This window comes from Sinisalibacter aestuarii (assembly GCF_027923545.1).
Lineage (GTDB): Bacteria > Pseudomonadota > Alphaproteobacteria > Rhodobacterales > Rhodobacteraceae > Sinisalibacter > Sinisalibacter aestuarii.
The window spans coordinates 84,891-109,284 of sequence record NZ_BROH01000007.1; the positions used below are offsets into that span (position 1 = coordinate 84,891).

The following is a 24,394-nucleotide window of genomic DNA, read 5'->3' on the forward strand; positions in this document are numbered from 1 at the left end:
ATTGCGGGGTAGAGGGGATGTCGAGAGGGGTAACGCCTGGTGACGTGAGTCATCAGGGCGATCTGGACAATTTGAGTACGATTGAGGCAGTCGCCGTCTGGTGCCAGGCGGTCCAGGCGGCGATGCCATTGCCTGAAGCGCTGCGCAAATTCGCAGACAGGTTCGGTTCCGATCTGATCGCGGTGACGCGGGTGGATCACTCCGGCCCGGGGCGGGCGGCGCGGGGGGGCGCCGGAGATCGGGTCAGCCATGCGCGCATCGTCGCTTACGACCGGCGCGCAAACCTGTCTGAAGAGATTGGCGGCTTTCGCGTGTCTTACGCCGAGGCGGTCTGTGGCGAGTATCTCGCCACGTCGAAAGCCGGTTCGGTCTGGCACGCGCGCCGAGCGGATTTCGACCATGTGCTGCGGCTGCGCGCGCCGCTTTTGCAGCGCCGGCTGAACGAGACGGTGGTGGTGCCGCTGGAGCACCACGTCACCAGCAGCGATTATCTCGAAATGCATTTCGCCAATGAGGTGGGGGCTTCGATGCTCGACCGGCTCGGCCTGGTCGCGCCGACGCTGTCGGAAAGCTGGAAGCGCCGCGCTTTCGGCATTCTGTCGAAAAACGTGCTTGCCGCCCGGCGCGGCATGGCCGGAGGGAAAGCCGAGGATTATGCTGCGCCGATCCTTGGCATTGGCAACGAGTACCGCCTCAGCCGCTCGGAATACCGTGTCTGCCTGCTGCTGAGCCGGGGGCTGAACAATGACGGGTTGCTGGACGAGTTGTCGATCAGCCTGTCGACCCTGCGCACGCATCTGCGCAACATCTACGCCAAGACCGGCGCAGGCTCGCAGGCCGAGCTGGTGCAGCGCCTGCTGGTGCCGGTTCTGGCCCCGCCGATCGGGGCAGGGGGGGTCCATGTCGCCTGACATGCTGCCCCTCGTTCTCGCCGCGCCGCTGCTGGTGGCGATGGCGGTGAGCGATGTCAGGCATATGCGCATCCCGAATGCGCTGGTGCTGGCGATGCTAGCGCTCTTCGTCGTCACCGCGCCGTTCGCGCTGGCACCGGCGGAGATCGCTCTGCGCCTCGGCGTCGGGGCGCTGGTTTTTGCGCTGGGGCTTGCGGGTTTCGTGGCCGGAATGCTTGCGGGGGGCGATGTGAAAGGACTGGCGGCGCTCATGCTGTTCGTGCCGACCGGGGCGCTCGCCCCCTTCGCCTTCACCTTTTCCGCCGCCATGCTGGCGGGGATCGCACTCACCCTCGGACTGCGCCGCGCCATCGGCTCGCCGGGGTCACGCTATGTGAGCCTCGCGGTCGACAAGGGCTATCCGATGGGCCTGTCGATCGCGCTGGCCGGGCTGTTGCTGCCGCTGACCGCCGGCCTCTAACGCTCGTTCAGGATCACCCGGTGGTAGCGGTTGAGAAACACCAGCCCCAGGATCAGGCTGCCCAGAGCGACGCTGTAGACATAGACGGGTGAGACGAACGCGCCGTCATAGCTGGCGTAAACCGCCCGGCGCATCTCGCCGATCACATGGGCGAGCGGGTTGAACCATAGCAGCGCGCGCACCGGCTCGGGCATGTTCTCGAACAGGAAGAACACGCCCGAGATGATGAAGAACGGGCGGTTCACGATCACCCAGACCTGCTCCCAGACCGGAAACATCGACGACAGGAAGCAGTTGAGCGTGCCCACCCCGAGCGCCAGCAGGGCCGCCATCGCGACGGCGTTGACCAGCGCCGGGATGTTCAGGATCGGGGTGAGGCCGAAGATCTGGACGATCCCGGTCAGCACGATGACGAAGATCGACAGATGGGTGAGCACGCCGAGGATCCAGCGCGCGAAAAGCGCGTCGCTATAGGTGGCGGCGGGGTAGAACAGGAGCGGTTTGGAAAAGCGGATCGCCTGGCCGATCTTGGCGGAAAGCTGCGAATACATCATGAAGGGCAGATAGCCGGTGGCGTAGAACAGCGGAAAATTGCTGCCGAGCGCGGGCGAGGCGAAGGCGATGGAGAAGGCGACCGACAGCACCGCCAGCGCCGCGACGGGTTCGAGCACCGCCCAGGCATAGCCGCCGGGCGAGCGCCCGTAGGTGGTGGCCATCTCGCGCAGCAGGAGCGCGGTGATCGCGCGCAGCGTCGGAAAGCGCCGGGCCTTGACCGGGGAAAGGGTGCCGTCCATCTGCCTGCGACCTCGCATTGCGGCCCGGATGGGCCAAGAGCTCTTTACTCGTAATAAGCGCTGTGAAAATGTGAGAATCAACCAAAACGTGTTTTTACGCGGCATGTGTTGTGTGGGTCCGCCGGAAAAAGCGCTGCGCCCTCCGCCGCGAATTGGCAGGGGCCAGCGAGTGACGAATTCCCAAACCGGGCCCGAAAGTGCCAATCCCACGCCGCCTGCCGCGCCGCAGCTCCTGCGCACCGCTCCTGCCGCGCCGGAACGGCTGAAGCGGCGCCACCGCGTGATCCTCTATGGCTTCCTGCTCTTCGTTCTCGCGCCGGTGGCGATTTCGGGCTGGTATCTCTATGCCCGCGCCGCCGACCAATATGCCTCCTACGCCGCCTTCGCCGTTCGCTCGGAAGATATGAAATCCTCGCTCGACCTGCTCACCGGCCTCAGCGCCTTTGGCGGGGCAAGCTCGAAGGATACCGATGTGCTCTTCGAATACATCCAAAGCCGGGGGCTGGTGAAGGCGATCGACGGCGAGCTTGATCTGCGCGCGCTCTATGCCCGCCCGGACGGGCGCGACCCGGTTTTCGCCTTCGACACGTCCGGCACCATCGAGGATCTGCACAAACATTGGGGCCGAATGGTGAAGGTGGTTTACGACCGGGGCACCGGGCTGATCGAACTGCGCGTCACCGCTTTCAGCCCGGAGGATGCCCAGGCCATCGCCCGCGCCATCCTCGCCCACGGCACCACGCTCATCAACCGGCTCAACGCCGTGGCGCGCGAGGACGCCACCCGCTATGCGCGCGAGGAGCTGGAGCGCTCGGTCGAGCGGCTGCGCGGGGCGCGCCGTGCGGTCACCGAATACCGCTCGGCCAACCAGATGGTCGACCCATCGGCGGAGATCGGCATCCAGACCGGGCTGATCTCGGCGCTGCAAAACCAGCTTTCGGAGGTGATGCTCGAATACAACCTGCTCAAAGACAGTGTCAGCCCCGACAGCCCGCAGCTCAAGCAGCTTGGCCGCAAGACCGAGGTGCTGCGCCAGAGCATCGACGAGGAGCGGCTGAAATTTTCGGCCACCACCAGTGTCGGCAGCGAGAATTACTCCACGCTGGTGGGTGAATACGAAAGCCTGATGGTCGATCTCGAATTCGCCGAACAGGCCTATATCGCCGCGCTCGCGGCCTTCGACACCGCCCAGATCGAGGCGCAGCGCAAGAGCCGTTACCTGGCCGCCCATATCGAGCCGACCCTGGCAGAGCGGGCGGAATACCCCAAGCGGCTGCTGCTGCTGGCCACGGTGGCACTGTTTGCGCTGTTCGGCTGGAGCACCGGCACGCTGGTGTTCTACTCGGTGCGGGACCGGCGCTGAGCCATGATCGCGCTGCGCAGCCTGTCCAAATCCTACGCGGTGAATGCCGGGCGCAAGACCGTCTGCCGCGATATCAGCCTGACCTTCCCCGGCAAAACCTCGGTGGGCCTGCTCGGGCGCAACGGCGCGGGCAAATCCACGCTGCTGCGGATGCTGGCGGGAGTCGAGGATGCCGATAGCGGCGAGATCCTGTCGGACGGCACGATCTCGTGGCCGGTGGGCTTTGCCGGCAGCTTCCACCCTGAGCTGACCGGCGCGCAGAATATCCGCTTCATCGGCCGGCTCTACGGTGTCGATACCGACGATCTGATGCGCTTCGTCGAGGATTTCGCCGAGCTGGGCCTGCATTTCCATGCCCCCTTCCGCACCTATTCCGCCGGGATGCGGGCGCGGCTCGCCTTCGGGCTGTCGATGGGGATCGAGTTCGACACCTACCTGATCGACGAGGTGACATCGGTGGGCGATGCCGCCTTTCGCGACCGCAGCACCGAGATGCTCAACCTGCGGCTCGCGCGCAGCGCCGCCATCGTCGTCACCCATTCGATGCCGCTGATGCGCCAGCTTTGCACGTGCGGCGTGGTGATGGTGAACGGATCGGCCCGGATGTATGACACGATCGACGAGGCGATCGCGGTGCATGAGCGCGCGATGCGCGGCGATCTGCCGGACTGGGCCGGGGCCGATGGCTGACGGGCGCGTCGCCATCCTGCTCGCCATCTACAATGGCGCCGGTTTCCTTGCCGAGCAGCTCGACAGCCTCGCCGCCCAGAGCCATGACGATTGGGTGCTGGTGGTTTCCTGCGACGGGTCCACCGATGGCTCGCGCGCCGTGGTCGAGCGCTTTGCTGCCGCCCATCCGGGCCGGGTGGCCGCGATCGTCGAGGGGCCGCGGCGGGGCTTTGCGCAGAACTTCCTCGCCCTGCTCGACCGGGTGCCGGAGGATGCAGGCTTTATCGCCTTTTGCGATCAGGACGACGTCTGGCTGCCGCAGAAGCTCGCCCGCCAGATCGCGCGGCTCGCCCGCGAACCGGCGGCGGCGATGGTGGCGGGCCGCACCATCCTGTGCGATGCGGGGCTGGCCGAGATCGGCCGCAGCCCGCTGTTTGCCCGTCCGCCCGGCTTTGCCAATGCGCTGGTGCAGAATATCGGCGGCGGCAACACGATGATGTTCAACCGCGCGGCGCTGGTCCGGCTTCGCCGTGCCGCGCCCCATGCCGGTGGCATCGTCGCGCATGATTGGTGGGCCTATCAGGTGCTCGCCGGCACCGGGGCGGCGGTGATCTACGATCCCGAGCCGCTGGTGCTCTACCGCCAGCACGGCGCCAACCAGATCGGTCAGAACGCCACGGCGCGCGCCCGTGCCCGGCGGCTTGGGCAATTGCTTGGCGGGCGGTTTCGCGGCTGGAGCAACCGGAGCCTGGCAAGCCTTGCCCCGATCCGCGCCGACCTGACGGCGGAGAACCGCGCCTTGCTGGATGCTTTCGCCGCCCAGCGTCAGCGTGGGCTGGCCGGGCGGGTGCGGGGCATAGGCCGGCTCGGCCTCTACCGCCAGACCCGGCCGGGCCAGATCGCGCTGCATGTCGGCTTCGCGCTTGGCCTGATCTGAGCGCTGCGGACACTTGGCAGCGGCGATGCCGACATACGCGTCAGGCGTGTGAGTGAAAACTCATACATTGCCCTGAATTGTGCCTGCCTAGGGTTGCAATCAAAAGTTGTTCAACCATAGTCTCAATCATCCTTTGCGAGATTCGCGGGTGGTGTGTGTGTAACGAGGGCAGCGGGTGTGAAGGTAGAAGCGACGGCGCTTGAAGGCGTTCTGATCCTGACGCCCGAGCGGTTTGGCGACAACCGCGGCTTCTTTTCGGAGACGTGGAACCGCGCGCGCATGGCCGAGGCCGGGCTCGATCTCGATTTCTGCCAGGACAATCATTCCTTTTCCGCCATCAGGGGCACGGTGCGCGGCCTGCATTTTCAAAGCCCGCCCGACGCGCAGGCCAAGCTGGTGCGCTGCGGGCGCGGGCGGCTCTATGATGTGGCCGTCGATATCCGCCGGGGCAGCCCGGGCTATGGCCGCTGGGTGGGGGTGGAGCTCAGCTTCGAAAACGGCCGGCAATTGCTGATCCCCGAGGGGTTTCTGCACGGCTTCGTCACGCTCGAACCCGACACCGAGATCGCCTATAAATGCTCAGCCTTCTACGCCCCCGGGAGCGACGGGGCGGTGCGCTTCGACGATCCCGATATCGGGATCGACTGGCCGCTGGAGCCGGGCGCGGCGGTGCTTTCGCAGAAAGACGCAAACGCCCCGCGCCTGCGCGACATCACCAGCCCGTTCACGGTCGGGGGCTGAGGCGATGGCAAGGCTTCTGATCACCGGCGGCGCGGGCTTCATCGGCTCGGCGGTGGTGCGCCTCGCCATCGCGCGCGGCTATGAGGTGGTCAACCTCGATGCGCTCACCTATGCCGCCTGCCTCGACAACCTCGCCAGCGTGGCCGATCACCCGCGCTACCGCTTCGTGCGGGCCGATCTGCGCGACCGGGCGGCGCTCGATGCGGCCCTTGCCACGCACCGGCCCGATGCGATCATGCATCTCGCCGCCGAAAGCCATGTGGATCGCTCGATCGACGGGCCGGGCGCTTTTGTCGAGACCAATATCACCGGCACCTACAACCTGCTGGAAGCCACGCGCGGCTATTGGCAGGCGGCGGGGCGGCCCGGGGGCTTTCGCTTTCACCATGTCTCGACCGACGAGGTCTATGGCAGCCTTGGGCCGGGCGGCAGGTTCACCGAAACCACGCCCTACGATCCGCGCAGCCCCTATGCCGCCTCGAAAGCGGCGAGCGACCATCTCGTCAGCGCCTGGCACGAGACCTATGGCCTGCCGGTGGTGCTGTCCAATTGCTCCAACAATTACGGGCCGTTCCAGTTTCCCGAAAAGCTGATTCCGGTGGTGATCCTCAATGCGCTGGCGGGCAGGCCGTTGCCGGTTTACGGCGCGGGGCTGAATGTGCGCGACTGGCTCTATGTCGAGGATCACGCCGATGCGCTGCTGCGGGTGCTGGAGGCCGGGGCGCTCGGGCGGTCTTACAATATCGGCGGCGAGAACGAGGCGCGCAATATCGACATCGTGCAGAAGATCTGCGCCCTGCTTGACGAGCGCCGCCCCGCGGCGCGGCCCCACAGCGCGTTGATCACCCATGTGGCCGACCGCCCCGGCCATGACCGGCGCTATGCCATCGACCCGGCCCGTATTCGCGCGGAGCTGGGCTGGCGGCCCTCGGTCACGCTCGATGCCGGGCTGGCGATGACGGTGGACTGGTATCTTGCCCACGAGGATTGGTGGCGCAAGCTGAAGGCCCGCGCGGGTGTGGGCGAACGGCTGGGGGTGGCGGTATGATCCTCGTTTTCGGCAAGTCCGGGCAGGTGGCCCGCGAACTGGGCCGGCTGCCCACCCTGCGCTGCCTCGGGCGCGACGAGGCCGATCTGGCCGACCCGGCGGCTTGCGCGGCGGCGATCCACGCCTATGCGCCGCGCGCGGTGATCAACGCCGCCGCCTATACCGCCGTCGACAAGGCCGAGGCGGAGGAGGGGGTGGCGCATCTGATCAATGCCGAAGCGCCCGGCGCGATGGCCGAGGCTTGCGCGGCCTGTGGCATTCCCTTCGTTCATATCTCGACCGATTACGTCTTTAATGGCAGCGGTGCCGCGCCCCGCACGCCGGAGGATGCGACCGCGCCGCTCAATGCCTATGGCCGCAGCAAGCTGGCCGGCGAGGCGAAGGTGCGGGCGAGCGGGGCGCAGGCGGTGATCCTGCGCACCTCCTGGGTGTTTTCCGCGCATGGACGCAACTTCGTCACCACCATGCTCGCGCTTTCGGCCAGCCGTGACCGGCTCGACGTGGTGGCCGACCAGATCGGCGGCCCGACCCCGGCGCGTGCCATCGCCGCCGCCTGCCACGGCATCGCGCGGGCGATGCAGGACGATCCGCAGATGGCGGGCACCTACCACTTCTCCGGTGCGCCCGATGTGAGCTGGCAGGGCTTCGCTCAGGAGATCTTTCGCGAGGCCGGGCGCGCCGTCACCCTGCGCCCCGTCGCCAGCGCCGACTGGCCCAGCCCGGCGGCCCGCCCGCTCAACTCACGGCTCGATTGCAGCGCGACGATGCACGAGCTGGGGCTGGCGCGCCCCGACTGGCGCGCCGGTCTCGCAGAGGTTTTGGCAGAGATTTCAGGTAAGGTGCGATGACACAGCGTAAAGGCATCATCCTCGCCGGCGGCACCGGCACGCGGCTTTACCCGCTGACCACGGCCGTCTCCAAGCAGTTGCTGCCGGTCTACGACAAGCCGATGATCTTCTACCCGCTCTCGGTGCTGATGCTCGCCGGTATCCGTGAGATCGCGGTGATCACCAACCCCGAATACATGCAGCAGTTCGGCCAGTTGCTCGGTGACGGATCGCAATGGGGGCTGGCGATCAGCTATATCGCGCAAGCCTCGCCCGACGGGCTGGCGCAGGCCTATCTGCTGGCGGAGGATTTCCTCGCCGGGGCGCCCTCGGCAATGATCCTGGGCGACAACATCTTCTACGGCAACGATCTGCGCAGCCTGCTGAAACGGGCCGACGAAGAGCCCGAGGGCGGCACCATCTTCGGCTATCACGTCGCCGATCCCGAGCGCTACGGCGTGATCGGTCTGGATGCGGGGGGCCGGGTGACGAGCCTTGAGGAAAAGCCGAAAATCCCTCCGTCCAACTATGCGATCACCGGGCTTTACTTCCTCGACAAGACCGCCCCGGCGCTGGCCCGTCAGGTGGAGAAATCGCCGCGCGGCGAATATGAAATCACCAGCCTGCTCAACATGTACCTCGAAAGCGCGCGCCTGAGGGTGGTCAGGCTCGGGCGCGGCCATGCCTGGCTCGATACCGGCACGCACGGCTCGCTGCTCGATGCCGGCAATTTCGTGCGCACGCTGGAAAACCGGCAGGGATTGCAGATCGGCAGCCCCGAAGACGTGGCCTTTCAGCTTGGCTGGATCGACCGCGGCGCGCTGCGCGACCGGGCAAAGTCGTATGGCAAGAGCGCCTATGGCCAGTCTCTGCTCAGGCGCGTGAACGAAACCTTCTGAGGGCAGGCGCCAGGGCATGAAGATCATCTCCCGCATCCAGAGCGCGCTGCTCTACCCGATGGCACGCGCGATTGTCGGGGCGCAATCGCAGCGCGCACGCCTGCGAAGCTGGGGGAAGGCTCCCAGGCTGCATCATGAGGCACCCTATGAGGGCCAGCCGATCCTGCTTCTTGCGCTCTACCAGAAGGGCCGGCTGCGCCCCGATCTCATCCGCCTGATCGCCGCCGCCCGGGCGCAGGGCCTCTATGTGCTCGCGGTCAACACCCTGAAGGTGACGGCGCCCGACGCCCTGGCGGGGCTGGTGGATTGCTATATCGAGCGCCCCAATTTCGGCCGCGATTTCGGCAGCTACAAAACCGGCTTTCTGCATCTCTATCAGCGCGGCTGGGAGGCCCGTTGCCCGCGCCTCGTGATGGTCAATGACAGCGTCTACTACAGCACGCGGGGGCTAGCGGCATTCATCGAAGACCTCGCCACTTGCGAGACCGAAGTGCTTGGCGCAACGGAGAATTACGAGATCGAATATCACCTCGGCTCGTTCTGCATCTCGATGGCTGGCGGCATTCTGCAAAGCGGGCGGCTGCGCCGATACTGGCGCCGCTACAGGCTGACGGATGTGCGCCCGCTGGTCATCAAGCGCGGCGAGCTTGGTCTGTCGAAAACGCTCAAACGTTGCGCATCGAGCGAGGACGATTTTGCCTCTCTGTTCAGCGCCGCGCGCTTCCTGTCCGCGATCAGTGCCGACGATCAGTTCATGGCCTTCGCCATGAACAACATCACCACGTCACGCTTTAATTCGGCCAGAAGACCGCTCTTTGCGAGCATCGCCAGGACATTCAAGGATCGCTACGGCGTGCAGACCCTTGCCGCCGAGGATCTGCCGAAGAATTCCGAAATGACGTTGGACAGCGCGCTGTATGACGTCTCCTACGTGAGCGATCTCGATCAGTTGCGCGCGCATTTTACCCGGTTTCTGAAAACCGGAGACGTGCAGGCGGGCGATCTGCGGACCATCGCGATCGCCGAGCTGGGCGACCGGTTCCTGTTCGGAAGCCATATCCACCACAATGCCGCGGCCCTGCTCTGGCTGGGGGTGCCCTTCATCAAGAATGACGGGCTCTATCGTGGCGCCTTTTCGGTGGAAGACGTAACCCGGATCGGCGCGCTTCTGCCGCCGGGAGAAGCACGCGAATTTATGAAACTGCTCCTCAGCCGGCCCTATGGCGGGTCTACGCTGCGCGGGTGGAAGCTGGCTGCGTTCGCGGCCGGGCTCATCTAGGGCCCGCCCGATCCGTGCGCGCGGGACGATCTGAGGCGGAATAGCGGGAGGCGCGCGATGGCGCAGATTGATTTCATCCTGACCGGATATGAGCATGGCGGAACGACCCTGCTGTCGGAGCTTTTCCGCGCGAACGGGTTTGAATCGGGGTTTGAGGTTGGCGTTCTGCTCGGCGAGAGGCCGTCCGATCTGCGCCAGAACACCGATTTCTGGAACCTGTTGCTGCCGGGGTGGAACATCTCCGAACAGATCCGTGAACAGGCGGTGTCGGGGGATTTTCAGGACTTCTACGATACGATCTGCGAGGCGTCCTTCCCCGATCATTCAGGTGCCTTTTTCGACAAGACGCCACGTTATATGAGCGCCCTGGGGCAATGTATGAGCCGCGGGCCATTCATCGCCAAAGCGGTGGTGATCCACCGTGATCCGCGCGCCGTCTTTCTGTCTCAGGCGCGAAAACTGGAACCGGATCTTCACGTCATCGCTGCCGTCGAGAAAAGATTCGACATGCTCCGGGAGTTGTATGTTCACTACTTTATCGGCTCGGTTGCCCACTTGACCAATCCCCGCGTGCTCTTCGTTCCATTCGAGGAACTGGTAAGCCGCGAGGATACCTGGCTGAAAAACATCGGGAATTTCGCCACCGGCGAACCCTTCGTGAAGCGCCGGGGCAATTCGAGGTTCGATAACGTGACCTCCAGCGGCATGGATCCCGGCAAGGTCGTCGAGTTCGACCGCCTGCTGCCGGTGGCGCTGCAAAGGCGCATTCTCGATGGCACGCGGCTTGCCGCGCCCTTCTTTGCCGGCCCGGTCGAACGGGCACAGTACGGCGATCTGTGGCAGGAGACGATCACGGCGGCCCGCGCACGCCTCGCCGCCTTCGGCCTGCCGGCGACGGGCACGAGCGTGAACGGCACCTACTTCGAACCCCTGACCTACCTGATCCGCTACCCCGATGTGCTCAAGACCGGCGCCGACCCGGTCGAGCATTTCCGCCGGCACGGGCGCCGCGAGGGCCGCATCCCGGCATAGGGCTGCAGGCTTGCAGCCGGGCCGGTGGGGTGGAAAAAGCCAACAATTTCAATGGGAAGGTCCCGACTGGCAGCCCGTAGGGGAATCGAACCCCTCTTTCCAGGTTGAAAACCTGGCGTCCTAACCGATAGACGAACGGGCCACGCTGTCGGTAGCGCGGTGTTTAGGAAAACGGCGCGGGGAGGGCAAGAGGATTCTGCCGGGGCCGGCGAAAAATTTTCGGGCCGTTTCCCGCGCCTTGTGCCTGCGGGCAGGGCAGCGGCGTGGAGGGTCCGGCCGGCTAGGCCGGGGCGGCGTCTTCGAGGCGCAGTTGCGCGGTGACGCGGCCGTTCCAGTGGTTGAGGTCCAGCCGTCCGGCGAGGTGGAAGCGCGCGCCGCCGTGACCGGCGAGGGCGGGGCCGAGCGGGCCGTCGAAAGCGCCGAAGGCGATGGCTTCGAGCCGCGCGCCGAGCCCGTCGCTCACCGTGAGCTTGAGGTGGCTCTGGCCGACCGGGCGGGCATAGTCGATCTTCATGTCGGGGAAGGCAAAGCGCGGGGCCGGGGCGCCCGCGCCATAGGGGCCTGCGGCCTCGATCTGCTCGATCAGTTCGGGTGTGGCCGCGCCGGGCATGAGAAGGGCATCCACCGCAAGGTCGCGTGGCCCGATCGCACCGGCGCCTTGCCGGGCCATCAGCGCGCTCAGCCGCTCCATCGCCGGTTCGAGCTGGGCGCGGCTGAGGCTGAGGCCCGCCGCCATCTTGTGCCCGCCGCCCTTTTCGATCAGCCCTTCGGCGGCGAGCTTCTGCACCGCCGCGCCCAGATCGACGCCCGAGACGGAGCGACCCGAGCCTTTGCCCGCCTCGCCGTCGAAGCCGATCACCACGGCGGGGCGGTTGGCCGCCTCCTTCAGCCGCGAGGCGACGATGCCGACCACGCCGGGGTGCCAGCCCTCGGCGGCGGCCCAGACCAGCGGCGCCTCCAGCCCGCGCTCTTCCGCCTGCGCCATCGCGCCGGCGAGCACCTCGGCCTCGATCTCGCGCCGCTCGGTGTTCAACTCGTCGAGCCGCGTGGCCAGCGCCATCGCCTCGGCGGGGTCGGTGGTGGCCAGCAGTCGCGCGCCGAGATCGGCCTGGCCGATCCGCCCGCCCGCATTCACCCGTGGCCCCATCAGGAAACCCAGGTGGTAGGGGCGCGGCGCGGTGTTCATCCGCGCCACGTCACCCAGCGCGACGAGGCCGGGGCGGCCGCGCTGGGCCATCACCTTCAGCCCCTGCACCACGAGGGCGCGGTTGGCCCCGATCAATGGGGCCACATCCGCCACGGTGGCCAGCGCCACCAGATCGAGCATCCCCATCAGATCCGGGCCGCGCTTGCCCGCCTCGCGCAATTGCCGCCCGGCTTCCACCAGCATCAGAAAGACCACGCCGGCGGCGCAGAGATAGCCCGGCGCGCCGGCCTCATCCTGCCGGTTGGGGTTCACCACGGCCAGCGCCGGGGGCAGGGTCTCGCCGCCCAGGTGATGGTCGAGCACCACCACATCGGCGCCTTTGGCGGTGGCGGCGGCAATCGGCTCGTGGCTGAGCGTGCCCGCATCGACGATGACGATCAGCGGATGATCCGCCGCCAGCATCTCCATCGCCGGTATGTTGGGGCCATAGCCCTCGTCGATCCGGTCGGGCACGTAGAGGGTGGGGGTCATGCCGAAGGCCCTGAGCCAGTCGATCATCAGCGCGGCGGAGGCGCCGCCATCCACATCGTAATCGGCGAAAACGGCGATCTTTTCGCGCTTGCTGACTGCCTCCAGCACCCGCCCGGCGGCCTTTTCCATGTCTTTCAGCCCGCGCGGGTCGGGCAGGGTGTCGCGCAGCGTGGGGGCGAGGAAGGCGGCGGCCTCTTCCGGCGGCACGCCCCGGCGGGCGAGCACGGCGGCGACGGGGGCAGGCAGGCCGGTGGCCTGCTGCATCGCCTCGGCCAGACGGGCCAGTTCGATGCCGGGGCCGGTCCAGCGCCGGCCGGTGAGCGAGGCTTCGACATCGAGAAAGGCGGATATGGGCGCAGACATGGGCAAGGTGTAGGCGGGCAGGGGCGGCAGGTCTAGGGGGCGGTGCGGTGTTTTCGCCGTCCCGCTCAGGCCAGCCCGGCCTCTTCCATCAGCCTTTCGGCCTCGGCGGCGATCAGCGCCTCCGCGCCCGCGCCCTCGACCGGCACCTTGCCGACCTCGAGAAAGAGCGGCGCGGCAAAGGGGGTGACCCGGTCGGTCACCACGTGATCCACCCGCGCGCGGGTGCGCGCCAGCATGTCCTCGATCCGGCCAAAGCCGATCAGCCCGCGCATCGCCTCTTCGCGGGTGATGTCGAGCAGCAGGTGGTGGGGGTCGTATTTGCGCAACGTGTCGTAGAGGATATCGGTGGAAAACGTGGCCTGACGCGCATTGGCCCGCTTGCCGGGAAAGTTGCGCGGCGTCAGCCCGGCGATGGTGGCGGCTGCCTTGAAGCTGCGCTTCATCAGGGCGTTATCGGCCAGCCAGCCATCGAGCCCGTCGCGCAACCCCTCCGGGTCGAGCAGATCGGCCGGATCGCGCATCGGCTCCAGCGACCAGATCAGCGTGGCGTAATCGGTGGCGACAAAGCCGAGCGGCCCCAGCCCCGCCTCCTCCATCCGCCCTGTGAGCAACAGCCCCAGCGTCTGCTGCGCACCGCGCCCGGCGAAACCGTAGACGCAGCTATGCGCCCGGCCCTCATAGGGAAAGCTTTCGACGAGGATGCGCCCGGCGCGTGGCAGATGCGACAACTCGGCCTGCAACCGGATCCAGTCGCGCGTATGCGCGGGCAGCGCCGACAGATCGTCGCGGTGCAAAAGGTCGAGGATGCGGGCCGAAAGCTGGGTGGAGGTGGAAAACTTCGTGCCCATGAACACCGCCACTTTCGGCTTGCGCCCCCGGTCGCGGCTCACCTCCACATGCATCTCTTTCAGGCTCTCGAACCGCACGATCTTCCCGCCCATCAGGAAGGTGTCGCCGGGCACCAGCGAGGCTGCGAAATATTCCTCCACCTCGCCCAGATTGGCGCGCTGGCCGCGCATCCGCACCTTCACCGTGTCGCTGTCCTGGATCGTGCCCAGGTTCATGCGGATCATCTGGGTGCTGCGCGGGTCGCGCAAGTGCCACATCCCGTCGGTGCGCTGCATGAGCCGCTGCCAGCGGTCATAGGCGCGCAGGGCATAGCCACCGGTGGCGGTGAAATCGAGGCAGGCGTCGAACTCGGCCCGGCTGAGCGCGGCATAGGGGCCGGCCTGCGTGACCTCGGCGTAAAGCGCTCCGGCGTCGAACGGCCCGGAGCAGGCGCGGATCAGGATGTGCTGGCAGAGCACGTCGCGCGGCCCCGGCCCGCGCGGCTCGCCATCGAGGTCATGGGCATGGACCGCCTCGATGGCGGCCTGGCACTCGATCACCTCCCAGCGGTTGGCGGGCAGGAGCAGCGCCTTCGACGGCGCGTTGTAGCGGTGATTGGCGCGGCCGATCCGCTGCACCAGCCGCTTGACGTTTTTCGGCGCGCCGACCTGGATCACCAGATCGACATCGCCCCAGTCCAGCCCCAGATCGAGCGTGCCGGTGCAGACGATGGCGCTGAGGCTGCCCGCAACCATCGCCGCCTCCACCTTCTCGCGCGCCTCGCGGGCGAGCGAGCCGTGGTGGATGCCGATGGGCAGGCTTTCCTCATTGGCGAGCCACAGGTGGTGAAAGAAAATCTCGGCCTGCGCCCTTGTGTTGTGAAAGATCAGCGTCGTCTTGTGTTTCTTCACCTCCGCCAGAACTTCGGGGATGGCATAGCGCCCGCCGCCGCCCGACCATGGTGGCGGCGTTTGCGCGGTGAGCATCCGGATATCGGGCATCGGGCCGGGATCGGCGGTGAGCACGGCGCAGCCCCCGGCGTGGAAATAGCGCGCCAGCGCCGGCGGGTCTTCCACCGTGGCCGAAAGGCCGACGCGCCGCAGCCCCGGCGCGAGCGCCGCGAGCCGGGTGAGCAGCAGCATGAGCTGATCGCCCCGCTTGCTCTCGGCCAGCGCGTGCAACTCGTCCACCACCACGCGCTGTAACCCGGCAAACATCCGTGGCGCATCCTCGTAACTCAGAAGCAGCGCAAGGCTTTCCGGCGTGGTCAGCAGAATATGCGGCGGATCGGCGCGCTGGGCTTTCTTGCGGGTCTGGCTGGTATCGCCCGAGCGGTCATCGACGCGGATGGCAAGCCCGATCTCGGCGATCGGTTTCAGGAGGTTGCGCCGCATATCTGCGGCCAGCGCCTTCAGCGGCGAAATGTAAAGCGTGTGCAGGCCGGGGCGCGGCGCCTCGCCCAGCTCCACCAGCGAGGGCAGGAAGCCCGCCAGCGTCTTGCCACCGCCGGTGGGCGCGATCAGCAGCGTCGCCGGATCGTCCGCCCGTGCCAGCATGTCGGCCTGATGCGGATGCACCTGCCAGCCCTTTGCGGCGAACCAGGCATCGAAGGAGGCGGGCAGGGCGGTCATGGTGGCGAAGATAGGGGCGCCCGCGGGCAAAAGAAAGCACAGCCGGGCGCGACGGAAGCCGATGCGCCCGGCGTATCACCGGCATCGGAAAGCGAAAACGGAGCCGACAATGAAAACCCTGCGCCTCTGGGCCACACCCCTTACCGTGGCCACCACCCTGATCACCCTGGTGACCGGCATATTCCTGTTCTTCCACTATGCGCCGGGGCTGACCCGGGTGAGCCATGAATGGATCGGAATGCTGATGGCGGTGGCGGTCTTTGCCCACCTGCTGCTGAACTGGCGTGCCTTCACCACCTATTTCAAACGCCCCGCCGGGCTCACGCTGATGGGGCTGGGCGCGGTGGCGATGGCGGCGACGGTGCTCGTCTCGATGCCGGCGCGCGAGGGCGGCCCCTCGGGCTTCCGCGCGGCGATGGCGGCGATGAACACCGCCCGGATCGAGACGCTGGCCGACCTTGCCGGCGAAGAGACCGATGCGGTGCTCGCCCGGCTCGGTGCGGCAGGTATCGACGCCACCGCCGACAGCACCGTCTCCGCTCTGTCCGGTGGCGACCGCGCCGCGCAGGGCGAGATCATCGCCATGGTTTTCAGCCACGACTGAGCGGGTATGACCAAGGGGCCGCGCGGTAGATCCGGCGGCCCCTTTTTCTTGGTCGAAATACTCCGGGGGGTGCGGGGGGCTGGCCCCCCGCCACGGCCTCAATGTTCGATATGCTCCTCGCTGACGAACATGTTGGCCCAGGCGCGGTCGATCAGCTCGGGGCTCATCTGATAGGGGATACCCTCGAATTCGCAGATCGAGATCATCTGGTCGATCAGGAAGACCGGCTGGTAGTTGGCATAGATGTCGCCGATGGTGGGGTATTTCGTTTTCAGCAAATGTACCAGCGCCGCCTCGTCGAGCGGCATCCCCTTCTTGCGGGCGACCATCGCGAAGATTTTCAGAAAGCCTTCCTGATCCGGCCCGTCGATCTTGATCTTGAAGAAGATCCGGCGCAGCGCCGCCTTGTCGAAGATCTCGTTGGGGTGGAAGTTGGTGGAGAAGATCACCAGCGTGTCGAAGGGCACCTCGAATTTCTCGCCCGATTGCAGCGCGAGGATGTCCTTGTTTTCTTCCAGCGGCACGATCCAGCGGTTGATCAGCGCCTGCGGCGGCTCGGCCTGGCGGCCAAGGTCGTCGACGATGAACACGCCGCCGGCGGATTTGAACTGCAGGGGCGCGGTATAGGTGCGCGCGGTGGGGTTGTATTTGAGGTCGAGCATGTCGAGCGTAAGCTCGCCGCCGGTGATCACCGTGGGCCGCTCGCAGAGCACGTAGCGCTTGTCGAACTTGTTCGAGGTGCGGCGCAGCGAATTCGGATCGTCGACGATCTCTTCGGCTCTGGAATGCACGATCGGGTCATAGACGGTGATGACCTGGCCGTTATATTCCACCGCGCGGGGGATGTAGATCTTGTCACCCAGCGCGTCGCGGATGCCGTTGGAGATCGAGGATTTACCGTTGCCCGGCGGCCCGTACATCAGGATCGAGCGGCCCGAGCCGACGGCGGGGCCGAGATGGTCGAGCAGGGCCGGCGGCAGGATCAGGTGGCCCATCGCCGAGGTAAGCTGGTCGCGGGTGATCTGGATGTCGCGCACCGACTGGCGCTTCACCTGCGCGCCGTAATCGGCCATCGGCACCGGCATCGCGCCGTAATATTCCGATTGCGACAGCGCATCGAGCGCGCGCGCCTTGCCCGCATCCGACAGCCGGTAGCCCATCTCGCCGCCCGAATTGGCGTGCAGCGTGCCGAGCGCCTCGACAAGCCCCTGGCCGCGGCAATCGTCCATCAGCTCCTGCACCACGCGGTTGGGCACGGCGAGCACCTTTTCCAGCGCCGACACGATTTCAAGATTCATGCGGAACATCGTTTTGAGAAGGATGTCGCGCATCATCACCGGGGTGAGGCCGGTATCGGCCATCGACGTGCAGGGCGGCGGGGCCTGAACGGTGGAGGTGGTGGGCTGCATGTTCATGGGTATGCTCGTGGCCTCGATATTGCGGCGTGGTGGTGCGAATTGCCTGATCCGACGCCTGACAGCGGCGCCTTGTTTTGCGGCAATCCTACCCGTCGGGGGCCATTCGGGCAACCAAAACGAAAGCCCGCCGCCGCGCGATCATGCGCAAGATGTTTTTGTATGCGGTTAACGGCGGGGCTGACCTAGCGGATCAGCGTCGGGCGAAACCGCATCGGCCGGCGCGCTTCGGTGGGCAGATGCCGGTTCAGCCGCCGGCCGATTGCCCCGTAAATCCAGATCACCGTGAGGGTGAGCAGGATGAAATACATCGCCAGAATCGGGTAGGGGATGAAGGGGTTGAAGGTCTTGTCGGCGAAGTAATTGGCGTAATAGAGCGCGTCGCCGCGCTGTTGCCAGGCCGGAAAGCCGGAGAAGAACACCAGCGTCGTGGCGTGGAACAGAAAGATCGCCTCGTTGGTATAGCCGGGCCAGGCGAGGCGCAGCATGGTCGGGAAGGTGATCCGCCGGAACCGGTGCCGGCCGGTCAGCCCATAGGCGTCGGCGGCTTCCAGATCGCCTTTCGGGATCGCCTTCAGCGCGCCGTGGAAAATCTCGCCGGTATAGGCCGATGTGTTGAGAAACAGCACGATCGCCGCGCCGAGCCAGGCCGAGGTGAGCGGATCGAAGACCGGGCTGACCCCTTTCAGCGACAGGAAGGCGAAATAGGCGAAGAAGAACTGGATGAAGAGCGGCGAGCCGCGGAAGATGAAGATGAACCATTCGGCGGGCTTGCGGAAGATCAGGTGCCGCGAGCCCTTGCCGATCGCCACCGCCGTGGCCAGCAGGAACCCCGCCAGCAGGGCGAGCACGCCGAAATAGACGTTCCAGATCATCCCCGAGCCGATCAGGGTGAATTGCTGGCAGAGGGTGAAATCGGTTTTCGGCAGCAGCCGCTCGCCGATGCCGATGGAGCGCAGCCCGTAATCCGCAATGGTCTGGATGCAGCTCATGCCCCCGCCTTTCGCATCGCTTCGCCGGCGGCGGTGGCCTGGCCGTGACTGAGCCGCGCCATCACCCGCGCCAGAACCTTCTCCGACACCCAGGTGAGGAACAGGTAGAAGACCAGCAGCGCGCCGAAATAGTAAAGCCGCCAGTCGCCATGCGGATAGGCGGTGAACCTGGCCGCCTTGGTGCCGCCCAGCTCGCGCGCCCAGTAAACGATATCCTCGACCCCGAGCAAAAACAGCAGCGGCGTGGCTTTGATCAGGATCATCCACAGATTGCCAAGGCCGGGCAGGGCATAGACCCACATCTGCGGCACGAGGATGCGCCAGAACGCCTGGCGGTGGGTCATGCCATAGGCTTCGGCGGTTTCCATCTGCGCGCGCGGCACCGCCTTCATCGCGCCGTAGAGCACATTGGCCGCGAAGGCGCCGAAGACGATGGCGAAGGTGAGCACGGCAAGCAAGAAGCCGTAGGTTTCATGCACCCATTGCGGGCTGGTCGAAAGCGGCAGCTTGGCGGCGGTGCAGACCACGAAATCGTTGCCCTGGCGCACCGGCTCGCTCCAGTCGGGGCATTTGACCCGGTGGCGGACATATTCGAACGCCTGATCCAGCGCGATGACGAAGAACAGGAAAAAGGCGATGTCGGGCACGCCGCGCACGATCGAGGTATAGGCCTTGCCGAGCCAGCTCAGCGGCGCGAAGCGCGAGCGCGCGGCGGCGGCACCGCCAAAGCCGAACAGCAGCGCGGCGGGTGCGGTGACGGCGAGCAGCAGCAGAACCGTGCCGAAGGACAGGTAAAACGCCATATGCTTGCCGGTGGTGAGGTAGCAGGCAAGCCAGCTCAGGCCGTCGAGCGTGGAGGGATCGGCGCAGGTGGAAAACATCGCGGGGCCCCAGCGGGTCTGGCCCCCCGCCGGAGCGGAGGGCCGGGCGGGTCAGCTCAGAAGGTGCTGGCCACTTCCCATTTTTCGATCAGCGCGTTCAGCGAGCCATCGTCCTTCATCGACGAGATCGCCGCGTCGAACTTCGCTTTCAGATCGGCATCGCTCTCGCGCAGGCCCATGCCCACGCCGCCGCCGATCTGCTCGTTGCGTTCGAGCATGACAAGATCGGCCTCTTCGTCGGCGATCGGCTGCAAGTAGGAGCAATCGGCGAGCACCGCGTCGGCTTCGCCCGAGCGCACGGCGGCGATGGTTTCTTCGGGCGTCGCGAATTCCACCAGCGTCGCGCCGGCCTCGGCCACGAAGGCGGCCTGGATCGTCGAGGTCTGAGCGGTGACGATGCCACCGTCGACATCCACGTCATCCGAGAGGGCAACGTAGCACGACGGATCGGGCGGGGTGTATTCTTGCGTGAAATCAATCACTTCGTCACGTTCTGCCGTGATCGACATGCCGGCGATGATGGTGTCGTAATTGCCCGAGACGAGGTTGGGAATGATCGAATCCCACTCGTTGGTCACCCATTCGCAATTCAGTTCGGCGCGGGCGCAAAGCTCATCGCCCAGCTCGCGCTCGAAGCCGGCCACATCGCCGTTATCGTCGATGAAGTTCCACGGAGGGTAGGCGCCCTCGGTGCCCATGCGGACAACGTCCTGTGCCATGGCGCCGCCGGCGGCGAGCGCGAGCACGGCGGTTGTCAGGATCAGCTTGTTCATCTGCTTTTCTCCCTTGTCAGATGTCAGGCATGAGCGGTGGCAGAAAGAAACTGCCGCAGCCGCTCGGTTTGCGGGTTGCCGAAGACCGCCTCGGGGGGGCCTTCTTCTTCGATCTTCCCCAGATGCAGGAAGATCACGTGATCCGCCACATCCGCCGCGAGGCGCATGTCATGGGTCACGATTATCATGGTGCGGCCTTCGGTGGCGAGGTCCTTGATCACCTTCACCACCTCCTGTTCCAACTCGGGATCGAGCGCCGAGGTGGGCTCGTCGAACAACAGCGCGCGCGGCTCCATGCAGAGCGCGCGGGCGATGGCGGCACGCTGCTGCTGACCGCCCGAAAGCTGCGCCGGCCAGGCATCGGCCTTGTCGCCGATACCGACCTTGTCGAGATAATGCCGGGCGCGCTCCTCGACCTCGGCCCGGTCGCGCTTTAGCACCGTCACCGGCGCCTCCATCACGTTTTCGAGGATGGTCATATGGGCCCAGAGGTTGAACTGCTGAAACACCATCGACAGGTTGGTGCGGATGCGCGTCACCTGCGCCCGGTCGGCGGGGTGGCGGCCGGCCCCTTCGCCGCGCCACTGAATCGGTTCCCCCTCGAAGAAGATTTCGCCCCGCTGGCTCTCTTCAAGCAGGTTGGCGCAGCGCAGCAGGGTGGATTTGCCTGAGCCGGACGAGCCGATCAGCGCCACCACATGACCGCGCGGCGCGACCAGATCGACGCCCTTGAGAACCTCCAGTTCGCCGTAAGACTTGTGGAGGTCGCGGATCTCTATGACGGGCGGGTTTGTATCTAGCAAGGTCTCGGCAGCCGGTTGTTCCGGGGACCGAGTAGGGCGCAAAATGCTTCACGATGCAACGGTTTTTACCGATTGGTCGCTTTACCTTCCGCTACGTCGCCGCCGGCGCGCAAGGAGCGGGCGTGCTGCTCAGGATTTGGCCGCTTTCTGCCGCGCGATGTTGCTGTCGCGGTCGTTCACGCCCAGAAGGGCCGCGACCATGCGCATCAGCGCGTCTTCCTCGTCGGCCCGCGCGCCGTCTGCCAGAACCACCATCCAGGCGCTTTCGACCACGCGGCGGCGGTCTTCGTAAGGTACCGCTTCCTTGATCGCCTGGGTGAAGCGCACCGTGTCGGGCGCCTCGGCCTCCACCGCCTCGGCCTGCTGGCGCAACTCGGCGGCCTCGGCCTGGCCGAGCTGGTAGCGCGCGGCGATGATCTGTTCGATCTGGTCGATCTCGGCGCGGGCGTAATCGTTATCGGACCGGGCAAGGCGGACGAGCAGCGCGGTAAGGGCGAGCCGCGCATCGGCATCGGCCAGCGGCTGCGGTGCGGGGGCGAAGAGGGATTTGAGAAGGCGATCGAGCATGTGGATGATATAGGCCGGAAAAACCCGGCTGCCAATCACGGCTGCGTGTCGGGCTTGTCATGGCGCCGGGCGGTGTCGGCGGCATCGGCGGGGGAGAGGCCGAGCGCCGCCCCCAAGCCGGTGAGAAAGGCTTCTTCCTGCGGCTGCAGCGCGCGGTCGGCCAGCCCCACATCCCACAGTGCGCCGAACAGCGCGGCGCGGTCTTCATAGGGGGTATGGCCCTGCACCTCGGCGATGAAATCGGCGGTGTCTGGGCCGGCGGCCTCGATCCGCTCGGCATCGGCGCGCAGCTTCGCCGCCTCGACCGGGTTCAGCCCGTGGGCGCGGGCGAGGATCGTGTCGATCTCGGCGATCTCCTCAAAGGCGTAATGCTCGTCCGCCTTGGCCATCCGCACGAGGAGCGCCGCCATGGCAAGGCGCACGTCGAGCGCGGGCAGCGGCTTGTCTTTCGGGTGGCCCTTGAGGCGGGCGATGAGCGCGTTGAACATGAATGCCGTCCCCGGTTTTGCGCCGAGCCTAGCGCCTCTTTGGCTTGGCGCAAATACCCCACGCGCCGCCGCGCGGGCTTTGCGTCACCGCTCTCAGACCAGCCGTTCCACCTCTTTCGCCGCGCGGATGAAATCGGCAAACAGCGGCGCCGGAGCGAAGGGCTTGGATTTCAGCTCGGGGTGATATTGCACGCCGATGAACCAGGGGTGGTCCTTCCACTCGACGATCTCGGGCAACCGCCCATCGGGCGACATGCCGGAAAACACCAGCCCGGCCTGTTCCAGCTCCTTGCGGTACTGGATATCCACCTCGTAGCGGTGGCGATGGCGCTCCTCGATGCTGGTCGTGCCATAGACCTCGGCCACTTTCGAGCCTTCCTTGAGCTGGGCGGTATAGGCGCCGAGCCGCATCGTGCCGCCCTTGTCGTCGGAGACCTTGCGCTTCACCTTGTAATTGCCCTGCACCCATTCCTTGAGGTGGTAAACCACCGGGGTGAAACGCTTTTTCCCGGCTTCGTGGTCAAATTCCTCGCTGCCGGCATTGTCGATCCCGATCACGTTGCGCGCCGCTTCGATCACCGCCATCTGCATCCCGAGACAGATGCCGAGATAGGGGATCTTGCGGGTGCGGGCGAATTCGGCGGCCCTGATCTTGCCCTCGGTGCCGCGCTCGCCGAAGCCGCCGGGCACGAGGATGGCGTGATAGCCTTCGAGATAGGGGGCAGGATCTTCCTGCTCGAAGATCTCGGCGTCGATCCACTCCGCCTTCACCTTGGTGCGGTTGGCCATGCCGCCATGGGTCAGTGCCTCCTTGATCGACTTGTAGGCGTCTTCCAGCGCCACGTATTTGCCGACGATGGCCACTTTCACTTCGCCCTCGGCGTGGTTGATGCGGTCTTCCACATCCTGCCAGCGGCTGAGGTCGGGCTTTGGCGCGGGGCTGATCTGGAAGGCGTCGAGCACGGCCTGATCGAGTCCGACCGCGTGATAGGCCATTGGTGCTTCATAGATCGACTTGAGGTCATAGGCCGGGATGACGGCTTCCTTGCGCACATTGCAGAACAGCGCGATCTTCTCGCGCTCCTTGTCGGGGATCGGGTGCTCGGCGCGGGTGACCAGCACGTCGGGCGCGATGCCGATCGAGCGCAGTTCCTTCACCGAGTGCTGGGTGGGCTTGGTTTTGAGCTCGCCCGAGGCGGCGAGATAGGGGATCAGGGTAAGGTGCATGAAGATGCACTGGCCGCGCTCGCGCTCCTGGCTGAACTGGCGGATCGCTTCGAAGAAGGGCAGCGCCTCGATATCGCCCACCGTGCCGCCGATCTCGCACAGCATGAAATCGACCTCGTCATCGCCCACCGCGATCCAGTCCTTGATCTCGTTGGTGACGTGCGGAATCACCTGGATGGTCTTGCCGAGGTAATCGCCCCGGCGTTCCCGCTCCAGCACCGAGGTATAGATCCGGCCTGACGAGACCGAGTCGGTATTGCGCGCCGCCACGCCGGTGAAGCGCTCGTAATGGCCCAGGTCGAGATCGGTTTCGGCGCCATCGTCGGTGACGAACACCTCGCCATGCTCGAACGGGCTCATCGTGCCGGGATCGACGTTGAGATAGGGGTCGAGCTTGCGCAGCCGGACGGTGAAGCCGCGCGCCTGCAGCAATGCGCCGAGCGCCGCCGAGGTAAGCCCCTTGCCGAGCGAAGAGACCACGCCCCCGGTGATGAAGATGTATCGTGCCATGTGCTGGGCTGCCCCCGTGATTTTGCGTCTGTCTTGGGAGCGCACACACCGGCTCAACGGCCCGGCTAAATCGCTCCATCACGGGATTTGAGATATAGCCGATTCTCGGCCCCCGCGCAACCGAAACGCTAGATGATGGGGCGATTTGTCTCGCGCCCTCAAGGTCTTGTGGTGTCGAGAGGGGGCGGGAACGGGCCCCCGGAGTGGCCTCCGGGGGGCTCAGCCCGCCTGTGCGCGGCTCAGTCGGCGCGCGGCGGGGCCAGCGGCGCGTCGCCCGGCGTTTCGGCCGGGGCGGTGTTGCTGCCGGGCGGCATCAGGTCCGTCACGTCCGGCAGGCCGGGCGCGGCGGGGGTGGTCTCGGTCGTGGCCGGGGCGGTTTCCTCGCCGACGCGGTCGATCACCGAGGTGGCGGCGGAGTTGCGCGCCGAAACGATGGTCATCGCCAGCGAGGTGGCGAGAAAGGCGATCCCGAGCCCCCAGGTGACCTTGCCGAGCGCGGTGGCCGCGCCGCGGGCCGACATCACGCCACCACCGCCGCCGCCGCCGATCCCGAGGCCGCCGCCTTCGGAACGTTGCATCAGCACGATGGCGATCAGCGCCAGCGCGAGGATCAGCAGAATGACGAGAAGGACGTTTTCCATCAGGGACCCCGGGTTTCTGTCTCGATGGGGCTA

Annotated in this window: 24 protein-coding genes and 1 tRNA gene; 12 read left to right on the forward strand and 13 right to left on the reverse strand. The window is 66.3% G+C overall.

What is annotated here, in order from left to right; genetic code table 11:
* The first annotated feature begins 71 nt into the window (after positions 1 to 71).
* Both QMG28_RS12575 and QMG28_RS12580 read left to right on the forward strand, forming a co-directional pair.
* Entirely contained in the window at positions 72 to 911 is an 840-nt protein-coding gene (locus tag QMG28_RS12575; RefSeq protein ID WP_281842659.1) for a helix-turn-helix transcriptional regulator, read from the forward strand.
* On the forward strand, positions 901 to 1,371 hold the full coding sequence (locus QMG28_RS12580; protein WP_281842660.1) for a prepilin peptidase: 471 nt from the start codon (positions 901 to 903) through the stop codon (positions 1,369 to 1,371). The genes QMG28_RS12575 and QMG28_RS12580 overlap by 11 nt, the downstream gene beginning before the upstream one ends.
* Here QMG28_RS12580 and QMG28_RS12585 read toward each other — a convergent pair.
* Complete coding sequence (locus QMG28_RS12585; RefSeq protein WP_281842661.1) at positions 1,368 to 2,165, reverse strand: ABC transporter permease; 798 nt, start codon at positions 2,163 to 2,165, stop codon at positions 1,368 to 1,370. The two genes, QMG28_RS12580 and QMG28_RS12585, sit on opposite strands and share 4 nt — an antisense overlap.
* Before the next feature lie 169 nt (positions 2,166 to 2,334).
* Between QMG28_RS12585 and QMG28_RS12590 the strand changes: the two genes are divergently transcribed.
* The 9 genes from QMG28_RS12590 (at position 2,335) to QMG28_RS12630 (ending at position 10,960) form a co-directional block, all read left to right on the forward strand.
* Positions 2,335 to 3,528: a KpsE/RkpR family capsule polysaccharide export protein gene (locus tag QMG28_RS12590; RefSeq protein WP_281842662.1), complete on the forward strand. Its 1,194-nt coding sequence runs from the start codon at positions 2,335 to 2,337 to the stop codon at positions 3,526 to 3,528.
* A gap of 3 nt (positions 3,529 to 3,531) precedes the next feature.
* Positions 3,532 to 4,218: an ABC transporter ATP-binding protein gene (locus QMG28_RS12595; RefSeq protein ID WP_281842663.1), complete on the forward strand. Its 687-nt coding sequence runs from the start codon at positions 3,532 to 3,534 to the stop codon at positions 4,216 to 4,218.
* The gene (locus tag QMG28_RS12600) at positions 4,211 to 5,134 is read left to right on the forward strand and encodes a glycosyltransferase family 2 protein (RefSeq protein WP_281842664.1); all 924 of its coding nucleotides are present in this window, start codon (positions 4,211 to 4,213) and stop codon (positions 5,132 to 5,134) included. Before QMG28_RS12595 ends, QMG28_RS12600 begins: the two co-directional genes overlap by 8 nt.
* Positions 5,135 to 5,311: 177 nt before the next feature.
* Positions 5,312 to 5,875: a dTDP-4-dehydrorhamnose 3,5-epimerase gene (gene rfbC / locus QMG28_RS12605; RefSeq protein WP_281842665.1), complete on the forward strand. Its 564-nt coding sequence runs from the start codon at positions 5,312 to 5,314 to the stop codon at positions 5,873 to 5,875.
* A gap of 4 nt (positions 5,876 to 5,879) precedes the next feature.
* Positions 5,880 to 6,923 (forward strand): dTDP-glucose 4,6-dehydratase, encoded by a 1,044-nt coding sequence (rfbB, locus tag QMG28_RS12610; RefSeq protein WP_281842666.1) that lies wholly within the window; start codon positions 5,880 to 5,882, stop codon positions 6,921 to 6,923.
* Entirely contained in the window at positions 6,920 to 7,771 is an 852-nt protein-coding gene (gene rfbD / locus QMG28_RS12615) for a dTDP-4-dehydrorhamnose reductase (RefSeq protein ID WP_281842667.1), read from the forward strand. The genes rfbB and rfbD overlap by 4 nt, the downstream gene beginning before the upstream one ends.
* Positions 7,768 to 8,649, forward strand: a complete 882-nt coding sequence (gene rfbA / locus QMG28_RS12620; protein ID WP_281842668.1) for a glucose-1-phosphate thymidylyltransferase RfbA — start codon at positions 7,768 to 7,770, stop codon at positions 8,647 to 8,649. Before rfbD ends, rfbA begins: the two co-directional genes overlap by 4 nt.
* Before the next feature lie 16 nt (positions 8,650 to 8,665).
* The gene (locus QMG28_RS12625) at positions 8,666 to 9,928 is read left to right on the forward strand and encodes a hypothetical protein (protein ID WP_281842669.1); all 1,263 of its coding nucleotides are present in this window, start codon (positions 8,666 to 8,668) and stop codon (positions 9,926 to 9,928) included.
* Between the two features lie 57 nt (positions 9,929 to 9,985).
* Positions 9,986 to 10,960 carry a sulfotransferase gene (locus tag QMG28_RS12630; RefSeq protein ID WP_281842670.1) on the forward strand — a complete coding sequence of 325 codons (975 nt, stop codon included), beginning with the start codon at positions 9,986 to 9,988 and terminating at the stop codon, positions 10,958 to 10,960.
* Positions 10,961 to 11,027: 67 nt separating this feature from the next.
* On the opposite strand, the gene QMG28_RS12635 is transcribed toward QMG28_RS12630, so the two are convergent.
* The 3 genes from QMG28_RS12635 to QMG28_RS12645 all read right to left on the reverse strand — a co-directional run bounded on the left by QMG28_RS12635 (position 11,028) and on the right by QMG28_RS12645 (position 15,460).
* Positions 11,028 to 11,102, reverse strand: a tRNA-Glu gene (locus tag QMG28_RS12635).
* Between the two features lie 138 nt (positions 11,103 to 11,240).
* Positions 11,241 to 13,001, reverse strand: a complete 1,761-nt coding sequence (gene recJ / locus QMG28_RS12640; protein WP_281842671.1) for a single-stranded-DNA-specific exonuclease RecJ — start codon at positions 12,999 to 13,001, stop codon at positions 11,241 to 11,243.
* A gap of 65 nt (positions 13,002 to 13,066) precedes the next feature.
* Positions 13,067 to 15,460: a ligase-associated DNA damage response DEXH box helicase gene (locus QMG28_RS12645; protein WP_281842672.1), complete on the reverse strand. Its 2,394-nt coding sequence runs from the start codon at positions 15,458 to 15,460 to the stop codon at positions 13,067 to 13,069.
* Between the two features lie 109 nt (positions 15,461 to 15,569).
* On the opposite strand from QMG28_RS12645, the gene QMG28_RS12650 reads away from it, so the two are divergent.
* The gene (locus QMG28_RS12650) at positions 15,570 to 16,064 is read left to right on the forward strand and encodes a DUF4405 domain-containing protein (RefSeq protein WP_281842673.1); all 495 of its coding nucleotides are present in this window, start codon (positions 15,570 to 15,572) and stop codon (positions 16,062 to 16,064) included.
* A gap of 98 nt (positions 16,065 to 16,162) precedes the next feature.
* Here the strand turns inward: QMG28_RS12650 and QMG28_RS12655 are convergent, their stop codons facing one another.
* From QMG28_RS12655 to secG, 9 genes are all read right to left on the reverse strand, one after another.
* Positions 16,163 to 17,479, reverse strand: coding sequence for a DUF8689 domain-containing protein (locus QMG28_RS12655; RefSeq protein ID WP_281842674.1), 1,317 nt, complete (start codon positions 17,477 to 17,479; stop codon positions 16,163 to 16,165).
* A gap of 185 nt (positions 17,480 to 17,664) precedes the next feature.
* Positions 17,665 to 18,471, reverse strand: a complete 807-nt coding sequence (locus tag QMG28_RS12660) for an ABC transporter permease (RefSeq protein ID WP_281842675.1) — start codon at positions 18,469 to 18,471, stop codon at positions 17,665 to 17,667.
* Positions 18,468 to 19,352 (reverse strand): ABC transporter permease, encoded by an 885-nt coding sequence (locus tag QMG28_RS12665; RefSeq protein ID WP_281842676.1) that lies wholly within the window; start codon positions 19,350 to 19,352, stop codon positions 18,468 to 18,470. The genes QMG28_RS12660 and QMG28_RS12665 overlap by 4 nt, the downstream gene beginning before the upstream one ends.
* Positions 19,353 to 19,408: 56 nt before the next feature.
* Positions 19,409 to 20,125 carry a transporter substrate-binding domain-containing protein gene (locus tag QMG28_RS12670; RefSeq protein ID WP_281842677.1) on the reverse strand — a complete coding sequence of 239 codons (717 nt, stop codon included), beginning with the start codon at positions 20,123 to 20,125 and terminating at the stop codon, positions 19,409 to 19,411.
* 23 nt (positions 20,126 to 20,148) lie between these two features.
* Positions 20,149 to 20,928: an ABC transporter ATP-binding protein gene (locus QMG28_RS12675; RefSeq protein WP_281842678.1), complete on the reverse strand. Its 780-nt coding sequence runs from the start codon at positions 20,926 to 20,928 to the stop codon at positions 20,149 to 20,151.
* Positions 20,929 to 21,057: 129 nt separating this feature from the next.
* Positions 21,058 to 21,495, reverse strand: a complete 438-nt coding sequence (locus QMG28_RS12680; RefSeq protein ID WP_281842679.1) for a tellurite resistance TerB family protein — start codon at positions 21,493 to 21,495, stop codon at positions 21,058 to 21,060.
* A gap of 35 nt (positions 21,496 to 21,530) precedes the next feature.
* Entirely contained in the window at positions 21,531 to 21,983 is a 453-nt protein-coding gene (locus QMG28_RS12685) for a tellurite resistance TerB family protein (RefSeq protein ID WP_281842680.1), read from the reverse strand.
* Positions 21,984 to 22,076: 93 nt separating this feature from the next.
* A complete protein-coding gene (gene pyrG, locus QMG28_RS12690) occupies positions 22,077 to 23,720 on the reverse strand; it encodes a CTP synthase (protein WP_281842681.1) in 1,644 nt (547 codons plus the stop codon).
* Between the two features lie 239 nt (positions 23,721 to 23,959).
* Positions 23,960 to 24,361 carry a preprotein translocase subunit SecG gene (gene secG, locus QMG28_RS12695; RefSeq protein ID WP_281842682.1) on the reverse strand — a complete coding sequence of 134 codons (402 nt, stop codon included), beginning with the start codon at positions 24,359 to 24,361 and terminating at the stop codon, positions 23,960 to 23,962.
* Positions 24,362 to 24,394: the final 33 nt, after the last annotated feature.